10 protein-coding genes are annotated in these 12,810 nt (G+C 67.8%); 3 read left to right on the top strand and 7 right to left on the bottom strand.

Annotated elements, in window-relative coordinates; all coding sequences use genetic code 11:
- The first annotated feature begins 235 nt into the window (after nt 1-235).
- Both AC3A4T_RS21310 and AC3A4T_RS21305 read left to right on the top strand, forming a co-directional pair.
- Nucleotides 236-1,399, top strand: a complete 1,164-nt coding sequence (locus AC3A4T_RS21310) for a trypsin-like serine peptidase (RefSeq protein WP_487677235.1) — start codon at nt 236-238, stop codon at nt 1,397-1,399.
- 403 nt (nt 1,400-1,802) lie between these two features.
- The gene (locus tag AC3A4T_RS21305) at nt 1,803-2,480 is read left to right on the top strand and encodes a DUF6445 family protein (protein ID WP_487677234.1); all 678 of its coding nucleotides are present in this window, start codon (nt 1,803-1,805) and stop codon (nt 2,478-2,480) included.
- Between the two features lie 87 nt (nt 2,481-2,567).
- On the opposite strand, the gene AC3A4T_RS21300 is transcribed toward AC3A4T_RS21305, so the two are convergent.
- Nucleotides 2,568-3,503: an isopenicillin N synthase family dioxygenase gene (locus AC3A4T_RS21300; RefSeq protein WP_056112531.1), complete on the bottom strand. Its 936-nt coding sequence runs from the start codon at nt 3,501-3,503 to the stop codon at nt 2,568-2,570.
- A gap of 280 nt (nt 3,504-3,783) precedes the next feature.
- Between AC3A4T_RS21300 and AC3A4T_RS21295 the strand changes: the two genes are divergently transcribed.
- A complete protein-coding gene (locus AC3A4T_RS21295) occupies nt 3,784-5,643 on the top strand; it encodes a sulfatase-like hydrolase/transferase (protein ID WP_487677233.1) in 1,860 nt (619 codons plus the stop codon).
- Between the two features lie 425 nt (nt 5,644-6,068).
- Here AC3A4T_RS21295 and glmM read toward each other — a convergent pair whose 3' ends face one another.
- The 6 genes from glmM to truA all read right to left on the bottom strand — a co-directional run bounded on the left by glmM (nt 6,069) and on the right by truA (nt 12,795).
- Nucleotides 6,069-7,409: a phosphoglucosamine mutase gene (gene glmM / locus AC3A4T_RS21290; RefSeq protein WP_487677232.1), complete on the bottom strand. Its 1,341-nt coding sequence runs from the start codon at nt 7,407-7,409 to the stop codon at nt 6,069-6,071.
- A 176-nt stretch (nt 7,410-7,585) separates the two neighbouring features.
- A complete protein-coding gene (accD, locus tag AC3A4T_RS21285) occupies nt 7,586-8,473 on the bottom strand; it encodes an acetyl-CoA carboxylase, carboxyltransferase subunit beta (protein WP_487677231.1) in 888 nt (295 codons plus the stop codon).
- A 133-nt stretch (nt 8,474-8,606) separates the two neighbouring features.
- Nucleotides 8,607-9,419: a tryptophan synthase subunit alpha gene (gene trpA, locus AC3A4T_RS21280; protein WP_487677230.1), complete on the bottom strand. Its 813-nt coding sequence runs from the start codon at nt 9,417-9,419 to the stop codon at nt 8,607-8,609.
- A gap of 242 nt (nt 9,420-9,661) precedes the next feature.
- Complete coding sequence (gene trpB / locus AC3A4T_RS21275) at nt 9,662-10,888, bottom strand: tryptophan synthase subunit beta (protein WP_056112520.1); 1,227 nt, start codon at nt 10,886-10,888, stop codon at nt 9,662-9,664.
- Nucleotides 10,889-11,293: 405 nt separating this feature from the next.
- Complete coding sequence (locus AC3A4T_RS21270; RefSeq protein ID WP_487677229.1) at nt 11,294-11,956, bottom strand: phosphoribosylanthranilate isomerase; 663 nt, start codon at nt 11,954-11,956, stop codon at nt 11,294-11,296.
- Nucleotides 11,953-12,795, bottom strand: coding sequence for a tRNA pseudouridine(38-40) synthase TruA (gene truA / locus AC3A4T_RS21265; protein ID WP_487677228.1), 843 nt, complete (start codon nt 12,793-12,795; stop codon nt 11,953-11,955). Before truA ends, AC3A4T_RS21270 begins: the two co-directional genes overlap by 4 nt.
- Nucleotides 12,796-12,810 lie beyond the last annotated feature (15 nt).

Raw genomic sequence — 12,810 nt, 5'->3', positions numbered from 1 at the left:
CGCGCACCGCCGTTTCCTGGGGTTAGCCGCCCGCAAGGCGGCCGCCAATCACCGAACGATCGCTTGCGCCGCTCTTCAGGCGGCGTGGGAGGCCGGGCTGTTGCCCGCCACTCGGCAATCGTTCGTCGATCGGGGTTTCAACGCCGGCGCGCCGCTCGGGTCGAGCGCGCCGGACGCCACCGTCGTCGACCCGTCAATCGCCAATGGAAGCGATACCACAAGGAGCTCCACCATCATGAAGTCGCATCGCATCAATCCCCCGTGCCGTCTGTCCCGCAAGCTCGCCTTGCTCAGCGGCATCGCGCTGCTCTCCTCCGCCGCCCTCGCGATGGCCGGCGAAAAAGTGATCCGTACCGCCTACGGCGACGTCGCTTCGATCGACGCGCCCAAGTCGCAGCAGCTCAACGCCAAGAGCGCCCAGGCCCATCCGTTCGCGACCGCGCGCCAGCGCGCCGCGGCCAAGCCGGTGATCTGGGTCGACCGCGACAGCAAGGCCGGCCCCGCCGCTTCGGCCGAACTGACCGACAAGCTGATCCGCACCGCCGGCAGCGCGCCGGGCGGCGACGCGCCGGCGTTCGGCAACTACCTCGCACGCACCCATTTCCGTGCCACCTGGGACAAGCTCGACGCGCTGGATGCGCGCCGCGGCGCCGCCGCGGACGTCTCGATCTCGCAGGAGAAGGACGGCGCGCACTACGGCTACACCCGCACCCTGGGCAACTACTACACCACCCAGTGGAAGGCGGCGCCGTGGAACAAGATCGGCAAGCTGTACTTCACCAAGCCCGACGGCAGCGGTTCGTACTGCACCGCGCAGGTGTCCAGCGGCACCGCGGTGCTGACCACCGCGGCGCATTGCGTCTACACCTTCGGCTCGGGCTGGAACTCCAACTTCCTGTTCGTGCCGGCCGAGCGTTACGGCGAGGCGCCGTACGGCAAGTTCGGCTGGAGCACCGCGCGCGTGCCGACCAACTGGATCAACCAGGGCACCCGCCGCTGGGACGTAGCGGTGATCAAGCTGACCGGTGAGCAGGTCAGCGGCATTCCGGTGACCAGCTACGTCGGTTGGCTCGGCCGCGCCTGGAATCAGCCGTATTCGTTGTTCACCTACTCGCACGGCTACGCCAGCAACCTGAGCACGCAGTACACCCACATCTGCGCCGGCCAGACCTACGACTCGGCGTCGGAAGGCACCAACGTGGTGGTGCAGGGCTGCGACATGACCTACGGCGCCAGCGGCGGCGCATGGCTGATCAACTACACGCCGAACTCGAGCGCCGGCAACCAGGTCAACAGCGTGGTCAGCGGCCCGCACATCGGCGCCTTCGGCACCGCGTGGGTCGGCGCTCGCTTCAACGACGACAACATCGTCGCGCTGTGCACCGCGATCGGTTGCTGATCGCGGCGTGACCGCCTGACGGCGGCGGGCGCGAGGGACCGTGCCCGCCGCCATCACGGCGATCGCGCTTGCGGCCGAGGGATCGGCCGACTTATCGGGCCCCGGAGACGGGCTCGCCGCGCGGCCCACTATCGAGGCCGCGGGCTGGGGCAAGGATGCCCGCCATACCTCGACGAAGCCGGCCTCAGCGCCGGCTTCGTCGTATCCGCGGCGGTGAAATCCGGTAGCCTCGTGGCCATAGCGCCCGACCATCGGCAAAAGCACCCGGTCAGCGACGATCCACACGCCGGACACGCTTGCGGACGATCCTGCGTACAAAGGATGCGGCGTTACGTCGCAGTATCGACGCAAATAGAATGCCGATCCGGCGAGCGGCGGTAAGCGCGTGGTTAGAGTGGACAGCATGAAACCGATCCCGCCCCGCCCGCTGCTGCCGATCCTGCCTTATCGCAAGCCGACATCGGGCCGCGACTACTGGGTCGTCGACGACGTCCTGCCCGACCCCGACGGCGTGCGCGCCCGTTTCCTGGCCAAGACCGACTGGAGTCAGGGCTACCCGTACAAACCCGAAAGTTGGCCCGGGCAGCGCGCCATGCCTGGCTTGAGCGACGACGAACTGGCGATCGTCGAGACCCGGGTGCGCGACGCGCTCGGCGCGACCCGCCTGTGGGTCGGCGCCGCGCCGGACGGCCAGACCCTCAATCACAACTGCGTGCAGGTGGTCGGCATCGACGAATGCGAGCCGCGCCCGCACACCGACTCGCGCACGATGTGCCGCTATGCGGCGGTGCTGTATCTGAACCCGTCGGTGCCGGACCACTGCGGCACCGGTTTCTATCGCCAGCGCCTGGGCAACGGCCAGCGCGGCGGCAATACCGTGTCGCCGCCGCACGCCAACCTGGTCGAAGCCCTCGGCACGCGTTTCGTCGCGCCCGATGCCTTCGTCGAGGACGTGATGGTCCCGCACCGCTACAACCGGCTGCTGCTGTACCGCGCCAACCTGATCCATAGCGCCAGTGGCTATTGGGGCCGGACCCTGGACACCATGCGCATGGCCGCGGTGTTCTTCTGGATGGTCTGAGCCGGGCGCGAGCGGCTTCGCTCGGGACCGCACAAGACGAAGCCGGCGCAAGGCCGGCTTCGCGACGAACGCAATCGCTGCGCACGCTTACTTCAACTTGATCTCGCGCAGGCGCTCTTCCAGATAGCCCTGGGCGGTGATCGGCTCGGGATAACGGCTCGGGTTGTCGGCGCTGATCGTCGAGGGCAGCACGTCGATCAGGAAATCCGGATTCGGGTGCAGGAAGAACGGGGTCGAATAACGCGGCTGGCGCGCCTTCTCGCCGGGCGGGTTGACCACGCGGTGGGTGGTCGAGGGGTACACGTGGTTGGTCAGGCGCTGCAGCATGTCGCCGATGTTGACCACGATGGTGTCGGCGTCGGCGGTGAACGGCACCCACTCGCCCTTGCGCGACTTCACTTCCAGGCCGGCGGCGCTGGCGCCGACCAGCAGGGTGATCAGGTTGATGTCCTCGTGCGCGCCGGCGCGCTCGTTGGGGATGTCGTCGGCGGTGATCGGCGGGTAGTGGATCGGGCGCAGGATCGAATTGCCCGAATCGGTCTTGTCGGCGAAATACGTCTGCGGCAGGCCGATGTGCAGGGCCAATGCGCTGAGCACGCGCGAACCCAGGTTATCCAGCGTGGTGTACAGACCATAGGCCTGCTCGCGGAACTCGGGGATCTCGTCGGGCCACAGGTTGGCCGGCATCTCGGCGGCGTACTTGGAGTCGCGCGGGATCTCGCGGCCGACGTGCCAGAACTCCTTGAGGTCGAAGTGCTTGGCGCCCTTGGCGGTCTCGACCCCGAACGGGGTGTAGCCGCGCGCGCCGCCGCCGCCGGCGACGTGGTACTTGCGCTTGACCTCTTCGGGCAGGGCGAAGAAGCGCTTGAACACGTCGTAGGACTGATCGATCTGCTCGGCCGGGATGCCGTGGCCGTTGATGCCGGCGAAGCCCCATTCGCGGTAGGCCGCGCCGAGTTCGGCGACGAACGCCTCGCGGTCGGTGTCGAAGCGGCGAATGTCCAGGGTGGGAATCTGACTCACGTGATAGTCCTGTTGGTGTCTCGTCCGAATAGGCCGCTATCTTCGCTCAAAGCCGCCATCGGCGCGCAAGCCCGACCTGGCGGCACATCGAAAGCGGTCGGCTGGGCGGCCCGAGGATGAACCAAATCGCCCGAGCCTGAACCAGTTGGCACATAAGCCGTGAACAGATCGACCCGCCCGTCCAAAGGTGGTGTTTTAGCGCTGTGCGACAGGCTAAAGTCGCGCCCCCGACCCGGCGATGCCCGCCGGTTGCAACACTGCCCGCCGAGGCCCGCACCGCATGCAAGACCCCGCCGCTCGCCCCGCCACCCCGGCACGCCGTGCCCTGGCCTGGTTGACCGGCTTCACCCTGGGCAATGCGGCGGTCGCTATCGCGATCGCCGCCTCGAACATCCCCTTCGCCCACCTCGCCGAGCACTGGAAGGCGGCGTTCTTCCTGACCCTGGCCCTGCCCGGTCACTTCGTATTCTTCGGCGCCCTGCTCGGCCTGATCCCGTTGCTGTTGGGCCGGTTGAGCCGGCGCGCGAGTTGGATGACGGTCGCCGCGGTGATCCTGCAGACCGCCTGGATCTGCCTGCTGGTCGCCGACGCCAAGGTGTTCGCGCTGTACCGCTTCCACCTCAACGCGATGGTCGCCAACATGGTGTTCGGCGGCGCGATGCAGGACCAGGTGGTGTTTTCCGGCACGGTCTGGGGCCTGATCGCGCTGGCGATCGGCACGGTGCTGGCCCTGGAAATCGCCGCCGCCTGGCTGTGCTGGCGCTGGATCGAGCGCCGTCCGGGCGCGGTCAAGATCCTGCGGGCCTGGTGGGTCGCGCTCGCGGTGATGCTGTTCGGCCAGGCCATGATCGCCTACTACGATGCGCGCGGCGATCGCGCGGTGCTGTCGCAGTTGCCGTACATCCCGTGGGCGCAGCCGATCACGCTGAAGGATTCGCTGCACCGCTTCGGGGTCAAGAGCAATCCCAACTCCGCCCTGCCCGTGCTCGGCTCGGGCCTGCTGGCGTATCCGCGCAAGCCGCTGGATTGCCAGGCCGCGCCCAAGCTCAACGTGGTGGTGATCCTGCTCGAATCGCTGCGCCACGACGCGCTCGATCCGACCGTCATGCCGAACACCTGGCGATACGCCCAGCAATCGCAGTGGTTCGACGATCACTACAGCACCGGCAACGCGACCCGCTTCGGCCTGTTCGGCCTGCTGTACGGCCTGCCCGGCGGTTATTGGCATCCGATGCTGGCCGAACAGCGCGGCTCGGCCTTCATCGGCCAGATGAAGAAAGACGGTTACGCGATGCACATCTACGGCAGCGCGCCGCTGTACAACCCGGAGTTCGACCGCACCGTGTTCTCGGAGGTGCGCGACCACGTCGTCAACGGACCGCGCGAACGCCGCAGCGCCGAACGCGACCGCGCCATCATCGACCGCCTGCGCGGCGACATCGCCGCGACCCGGCCCGGGCAGCGCTTCTTCGGCTTCGTGTTCCTGGATTCGCCGCACCAGCCCTATTACATGCCCAAGGGCTATCCGCCGCTGTTCAAGCCGATGGCCGATTCGATCAATCCGCTGGAATTCGGCCCGGATCACGACCCGATACCCGACTTCAACCGCTATCGCACCGCGGTGCATTACAGCGATTCGCTGATCGGCGATTTCCTGGCGAGCCTGCAGGCCAGTCCATTCGCCGACAACACCGTGGTGCTGATCACCGGCGATCACGGCGAAGAGTTCAACGACCTCAAGCAAAACTACTGGGGCCACAACGGCAATTTTTCCGATTACCAACTGCGCACGCCGTTCGTGCTGCATTGGCCGGGCAAGCCGCCGCGCAAATTCAGCCACACCACCTCGCATCAGGATTTCGTGCCGACGGTGATGCAGCACGCACTGGGCTGCCGCAACGATCCCAACGACTACAGCACCGGCCGCGACCTGTTCGGCCCGGCCCAGAACGCGCGCCCGCTGCTGGTCGAAAGCTGGTCGCAGCGCGGCATCCGCCAGGGCGACCGGATCTACCTGTTCGACAACTACGGCGCGGCGACGGTGGTGGATCGCAACTATCTGCCGCTGCCGGGCGCGAAGGTCGATCCGGCGGCGGTGAGTCAGTCGTGGGAGATGCTGACGCGGTTTCAGCAGCGCTGAGGTTGGGGGCGGCCGAGGCTGCTGTTGGGAGCTTCGGCGTTTGAACGGCGCGCCCTACGTTTTGGTGCGATGCGTAGACTCGAGTCGCCCATCGCGTCGCCCATCGCGCGGTTAACCGACACCTGTTACGCGCCCGGTGATGGCGCGATCCGCGAACTCCATCGCCCACTTTGAAAAAGGGGGCGAGCGCCCGGCGTGAGTTCGTTTCGAAGCAAAGAATCGGAGCGCGGGGGATTTGCTTTTACGCACGACGCGGCGCGCTTGCAGGAAAAAGCAAATCCCCCCTAGCCCCCCTTTTTCAAAGGGGGAATGCATTTGGGCGATCGGGATGTGCTGCCTGGCAGGACACCCTTTATCGAAGCAGCGATACATGCAGCTGACCTACGCGACCGCGACGGCTCCGCGCGCCCCACCACCACCCCACCTCAAACCGCCGCGCGCACCGCCGCCGCCAGACTGTCGAGGGTGTTCTGCATCAGCGTCGCATCGTCGGCTTCGACGGTGACGCGCACTACCGGCTCGGTGCCGGAAGGACGCAGGAAGGCGCGGCCATGGCCGGCGACGGCCGCTTCGGCTTGTTTCAACGCGTCTTTCACCGAAGTCGCCTCGGTGGGCTTGGACGCCCCCTCGAAACGCACGTTGACGGTCTTCTGCGGCACCCGGCTCAATCCGTCCAGCGCCTGGCGCAGGGTCAGGCCGGTGCGGCCCAGCACTTCCAGCACCTGCAGGGCGCTGACGATGCCGTCGCCGGTGCTGGTGCGGTCCAGGCACAGCAGATGGCCGGAGGCTTCGCCGCCGAGGGTGCCGCCGTGGGCGATCAGTTGCTGGTGCACGTAGCGGTCGCCGACCTTGGCGCGCAGGAAACCGATGCCGCGCTGTTCGAACGCGCGCTCCAGGCCGTAATTGGTCATCAAGGTGCCGACCACCGGCCCCTGCAGGCGTCCGCTGCGCTGCCAATCGGTCGCCAGCACGTACAGCAGATCGTCGCCGTCGCAGATGCGGCCTTCGCCGTCGACGAACAGCACCCGGTCGCCGTCGCCGTCGAAGGCGATGCCCAGATCGGCGCCGGTGGCCTGGACGCGTTCGACCAGGGTCTGCGGATGGGTCGATCCGACCCCGTCGTTGATGTTCAAGCCGTTGGGATCGATGCCGATCGGATCGACCCGCGCGCCGAGTTCGCGCAGCACCAGCGGGCCGGTCTGGTAGGTCGCGCCGTTGGCGCAATCCATCGCGATGCGCATGCCGCTGAGGTCGAAACCGCGCGGCACCGAGTTCTTGCAGGCTTCCAGATAGCGGCCGATCGCGTCGCGGGTGCGCACGGCCTTGCCGAGGCGTTCGGAGTCGACGGTGCGGAACGGTTCTTCCAGCGCGGCCTCGATCGCCAGTTCGGTTTCGTCGTCGAGCTTTTCGCCCTCGGCCGAGAAGAACTTGATGCCGTTGTCGTAATGCGGATTGTGCGAGGCCGAGATCACGATGCCGCCGTCGGCGCGCAGCGAACGGGTCAGGTGCGCGACCGCCGGGGTCGGCATCGGCCCCATCAGCTGCACGTCCACGCCGGCGGCGACCAGGCCGGCTTCGAGCGCGGCCTCGAACATGTAGTTCGAGATGCGCGTGTCCTTGCCGATGATGACCATCGGGTTGCGCCAACCGCGCCGGATCAGCGCGTGGCCGTAAGCGTTGCCGAGGCGCAGGACGAAATCGGCGGAAATCGCGCCTTCGCCCACGCGTCCGCGGATGCCGTCGGTGCCAAAGTATTTACGAGTCATTGAGGGGGGCTCGGGATTGGGGATTAGAGATTAGGGATTGGTGAAGCGATACGCCGCGAACTCGGGCATCGGGAGAAAACCGTGATCAGCAACTACCGAACCGCGCATGCCCCCTCACGCGCACGGCTCTTACCAATCCCGAATCCCGAATCCCGACTCCCGAATATCGGCCGTCGTCAGGCCGCTTCGACATCGTCCTCGGGCTGCGGCTGCTTCATCATCATCGCCAGCAGATGGGCGAGACGATCGCGCAGTTCGCGCCGGTCGCAGATCTGATCGACCGCGCCGTGATCGACCAGGAACTCGCTGCGCTGGAAGCCGTCGGGCAGTTTTTCGCGCACGGTCTGCTCGATCACGCGCGGGCCGGCGAAGCCGATCAGCGCCTCGGGCTCGGCCATGTTGATGTCGCCTAGCATCGCGAACGAGGCCGACACGCCGCCGGTGGTCGGGTGCGTCATCACCGAGATGTACGGCAGGCCCGCCGCGCGCAGGCGGCCGAGCGCGGCCGAGGTCTTGGCCATCTGCATCAGCGAGAACAGGCTTTCCTGCATGCGCGCGCCGCCGCTGGCGGAGAAGCACACGAACGGGCTGCCGATCTGCAGCGCGGTCTCGGCGCCGAGGGTGAAGCGCTCGCCGACCACCGAGCCCATCGAGCCGCCCATGAAGGCGAAGTCGAACGAGGCGGCGACCAGCGGCCGCTGCTTGAGCGTGCCGCGCATCGCGATCAGCGCGTCGCGCTCGCCGGTGGCTTTCTGCGCGGCCTTGATCCGCTCTGAGTACTTCTTCTGGTCTTTGAACTTGAGTACGTCGACCGGGCCCAGTTCGGCGCCGATCTCGACCGTGCTGCCCGGGTCGAACAGCGCGTTCAGGCGGACCCGGCCGCGAATCGGCATGTGGAAGCTGCACTTCGGGCAGACCTCGAGGTTTTCCTCGAGCTCGGGGCGATACAGCACGGCGCCGCAGCGGTCGCACTTCTCCCACAGACCCTCGGGCACGCTGCGCCGCTTGGCCGCGACCGTTTCGGTGCGGATGCCGGACGGCATGAGTTTCTTTAGCCACGACATGCGTTGGGGGTTTCCTATTCAAACGTGTTCAGGCGGTCCCGATGCTGCGGACCGGAGCGCCGCGAGCCATGCTCGCCGGCACGTAATGGGTTCAGTCTAACGCAGCCGGCCGCGGCGCCCGCCGCGCCCGCGTTCAGCCGGCGGCGCCGTCCAGGGCCTGGCGCAGCGGCGCGAGGAACGCGCCGGCCGCCTGCGCCGCCGCGGCAGCGTCGACGGTTTCGGCCAGCACCGCGACCAGCGCGCTGCCGACCACCACGCCGTCGGCCTCGCGGGCCATGGTCGCGGCGCTGGCGGCGTCCTTGATCCCGAAACCGGCCACCACCGGCACCTTGCTGCGCGCACGGATGCGGTGCAGGCGGTCGTTGGCCGCGCCGGTGTCGAGCAGGTCGGCCGCGCCGGTCACGCCGGCGAAGCTGACGTAGTACAGATAGCCCTGCGCGTCGTCGCACAGCAAGGCGATGCGTTCTTCTGTGGTGGTCGGCGAGGCCAGCAGGATCAGCGCCAGTCCGGCCGCGGCGAAGGCCGCGCGCAGTTCGGCGGCTTCTTCCGGCGGCAGGTCGACCAGCAGCACGCCGTCGACGCCGGCCGCGACCGCGTCGTCGGCGAAGCGGGTCGAACCGCGGATCTCGATCGGATTCAAATAACCCATCAGCACCACCGGCGTCTCGGCGTCGCGCGCGCGGAACTCGCGCACCGCTTCGAGCACCCAGCTCAATCCGGCGCCGCGCGCGATCGCGCGCTCGGAACTGCGCTGGATGGTCGGGCCGTCGGCCATCGGATCGGAGAACGGCACCCCGAGTTCGATCACGTCCGCGCCCGCTTCGACCAGTGCGTGCATGACCGGCACGGTCGCGTCCAGCGACGGATCGCCGGCGGTGACGAACGGGATCAGCGCCTTGCGGCCGGCGGCGTGCAGCTGTTGGAACTTCGCGTCGATTCGATTCATTGGGCGAGGAATGAGTTCAGAAGAGTGAGGAGTGAGTCAGTCGGAAGCGGAGTCGAGTGGTGAGAGACGGCCAGTGGCGGCCTCTGCCCTTTGCTCGCTCTTGCGTGCTGATTCCTTGCCTCGGAGAGGAGTGAGTTGAGAAAACTGAGGAACGAGTAACAGCGGAAAGCCGAGCAGCGCGATAACGGAAAAGCCGTGACGGCTCTCACTCACTCCTCACTCCTACGCACTCGTTTCCCGCTTCAAAAATGCAGCCCCTCGCGCCCGGCGATCGTATGCACGTCCTTGTCGCCGCGGCCGGACAGGTTGCACAGCACCACCTGATCCTTCGGCATCGTGCGCGCCAGCTTGATCGCCTGCGCGATCGCGTGGCTCGACTCGAGCGCGGCCAGGATGCCCTCGGTGCGCGCCAGGGTGCGGAACGCGTCCAGCGCTTCCTCGTCGGTGATGCCGAGGTACTCAGCGCGGCCGGTGTCTTTCAGGAACGCATGCTCGGGGCCGACGCCGGGGTAATCCAGGCCCGCGGAGACCGAATGGGTCTCGATGATCTGGCCGTCGTCGTCGCACAGCACATAGGTGCGGTTGCCGTGCAGCACGCCCGGGCGTCCGGCGGCGAGCGAGGCGGCGTGACGGCCGGTGTCGATGCCGTCGCCGGCCGCTTCGGCGCCGACGATGCGCACCGAGGGGTCGTTCAAGAACGCATGGAACAGGCCGATCGCATTGCTGCCGCCGCCGACGCAGGCGGTGATCGCATCGGGCAGGCGGCCGTATTCGGCCAGCATCTGCGCCCTTGCCTCGCGACCGACCACGGCGTTGAAGTCGCGGACCATGCGCGGGTACGGATCGGGACCGGCGACGGTGCCGATGATGTAGAAGGTGTCGCGCACGTTGGTGACCCAGTCGCGCATCGCTTCATTCAGCGCGTCCTTCAAGGTCTGCGAACCGCTGGTCACCGGCACCACGGTCGCGCCGAGCAGCTTCATGCGGTAGACGTTGATCTTCTGCCGCTCGATGTCGGTCGCGCCCATGTAGACCACGCATTCCAGGCCCAGGCGCGCGGCCACGGTGGCGCTGGCGACGCCGTGCTGGCCGGCGCCGGTCTCGGCGATGATGCGGGTCTTGCCCATGCGGCTGGCCAGCAGAGCCTGGCCGATGGTGTTGTTGATCTTGTGCGCGCCGGTGTGGTTGAGGTCTTCGCGCTTGAGCAGGATCTGCGCGCCGCCGACTTCGTCGCTGAGGCGCTGGGCGTGGTAGATCGGGCTCGGCCGGCCGACGTAATGGGCCAGGTCGTTTTCGAATTCCTTGATGAAGGCCGGGTCGACGCGCGCGGCGTCGTAGGCCTTGGCCAGTTCCTCGATCGGCGCGATCAGGGTTTCGGCGACGAAGCGTCCGCCGTAGCGGCCGAAGTGGCCGTTGGCGTCGGGATAGGCGTGGAAGTCGATAGGCGGGGCGATCGGTTCGGCGGACATCGGCTGGCGTTCGTTCGGCAGACGCCACGCGGCGCGCGGCGGAAGCGCCAGTTTAGGGCATCGCGACGCCGACCGTACGCATCCAGGCGTGCAGGAATGGGCCGCGCGGTCGGGTTGTGATCGGGTGGGCAGGCGTGGATTCCTACCGACGCCTCGCTTTCACGCTTCGAACGTATCCAGAAGGACAGCGCAGTTGGCCTGTCGCTGTGGCCCGCGAACTTCATCGCCCACTTTGGAAAAGGGGGCGAGCGCCCGGCGTCGGTAGGTTTCGAGGCGAAGAATTGGAGCGCGGGGGATTTGCTTTTACTCGGATGACGCGGTGCGCTTGGAGAAAAAGCGAATCCCCCCTGCCCCCCCTTTTCCAAAGGGGGGAAAGCTAGGTTCGACGCCGCCGCGACGCGACGTTCAATCGACGTGGCAATCGGCCTTGCGCACTTCCTCGACGAAGTGACGCATCCTGTCGCCGTCCTTCAGGCCCGGCGCGCTCTCGATGCCGCTGGACACGTCCACGCCCCAGGGCAAGGTCGCCAGGATCGCTTCGAACACGTTGTCCGGAGTGATCCCGCCGGCTAGCACGAACGGTTTCTGCACGCCGACCGGGATGCGCTTCCAGTCGAAGGTCTTGCCGCTGCCGCCGCTGCCGCCGCGGGCATGGCTGTCGAACAGGAAGCCGGCCGCGCCCGGGTAGCGCATGTGCAGCGCCGAGGGGTGCTGGTCGGCCAGTTCGCCGCCCATCGGGATCGCTTTCAGGTACGGCACGCCGAAGCCGCGGCAGAACGCGTCGTCCTCGTTGCCGTGGAACTGCAGCAGGCTCGGCCGGACCTGGCGCACGACTTCGCGCACCTCGTCGACCGGGTTGTCGCTGAACAAGGCGACCGCGTCGACCAGCGGCGCCAGGGCCTGGCGCATGGCGCGCGCTTCCTCGGGCGCGACCCGGCGCTTGCTGCCGGCGGCGAACACGAAGCCGATCGCGTCGGCGCCGAGCTCGCAGGCCAGGCGCACATCGCCGGGACGGGTGAAACCACAGAACTTGATACGGGTGCGGAACAGGGTACGGGGCTGGCTCAAAGGGTGACCTCGGCAGGCAACTGACACTCGACGGGGTAGCGCGGCCCGACGAACACCAAGCCCGACGAGGGCGCCGTCGGGCCGGCGACCGTGCGGTCGCGACCGGCCAGCAACTCGGCGATCCAGGTTTCGGGTTGTTCGCCGCGGCCGACCAGCAGCAAGCTTCCAACAATGTTGCGCACCATATGGTGAAGAAAGGCATTCGCCTGTACTTCCATCTCCACCACTTCGCCGTCGCGGCGCAGGCCGATGTACTGCAGATCGCGGCGCGCGTGCGGGGCCTGACAGTGCACGGTGCGGAACGCCGAGAAGTCGTGTTCGCCCAGCAGGGCCTGGGCGGCGCGGTGCATGGCGTCGGCGTCGAGCGGGCGGCGCTCCCAGGTCAGGTACTGACGCTGCAGCGCCGGCCGCACCGGCCGGTTGAGGATGCGGTAGCGGTAGCGGCGCGCGCGCGCCGAGAACCGCGCATGGAATCCGGGCGCGACCGGCACGCACCAGCGCACGCACACCGACGGCGGCAGGCGCGAGGTGGTGCCCAGCACCCAGCCGCGCGGCTCGCGTTCGACCGGGCTGTCGAAATGCACGACCTGGCAGGCCGCGTGGACCCCCGAATCGGTGCGTCCGGCGCAGGTCACGTCGATCGGCGCGCCGGCGACGAAGCTCAGCGCCTGCTCCAGGGTGGTCTGCACGGTCGCTTCGCCGCGCAGGTCCGGCTCGCCGGGGCGCACCAGGCGCTGCCAGCCGGAGTATTCGCTGCCGTCGTATTCCACGCCCAGGGCGTAGCGGCGCACCGGTGCGTCGCCGTCGCTGGTCTGGGACTGTTGCTGCTCTACCGCCATCGGTGCTTGCCCTGC

It is taken from the genome of Lysobacter sp. Soil_N_51, assembly GCF_057655755.1.
The sequence above is the reverse complement of the archived record's forward strand: the minus strand, read 5'-3'. Positions and strand labels throughout refer to the sequence as shown.

Coding starts and splice junctions, on each gene's coding strand:
- accD (WP_487677231.1), bottom strand. CDS start 8,473: ATGTCGTGGCTAAAGAAACTCATGCCGTCCGGCATCCGCACCGAAACG.
- trpB (WP_056112520.1), bottom strand. CDS start 10,888: ATGTCCGCCGAACCGATCGCCCCGCCTATCGACTTCCACGCCTATCCC.
- trpA (WP_487677230.1), bottom strand. CDS start 9,419: ATGAATCGAATCGACGCGAAGTTCCAACAGCTGCACGCCGCCGGCCGC.
- AC3A4T_RS21305 (WP_487677234.1), top strand. CDS start 1,803: ATGAAACCGATCCCGCCCCGCCCGCTGCTGCCGATCCTGCCTTATCGC.
- truA (WP_487677228.1), bottom strand. CDS start 12,795: ATGGCGGTAGAGCAGCAACAGTCCCAGACCAGCGACGGCGACGCACCG.
- AC3A4T_RS21310 (WP_487677235.1), top strand. CDS start 236: ATGAAGTCGCATCGCATCAATCCCCCGTGCCGTCTGTCCCGCAAGCTC.
- glmM (WP_487677232.1), bottom strand. CDS start 7,409: ATGACTCGTAAATACTTTGGCACCGACGGCATCCGCGGACGCGTGGGC.
- AC3A4T_RS21295 (WP_487677233.1), top strand. CDS start 3,784: ATGCAAGACCCCGCCGCTCGCCCCGCCACCCCGGCACGCCGTGCCCTG.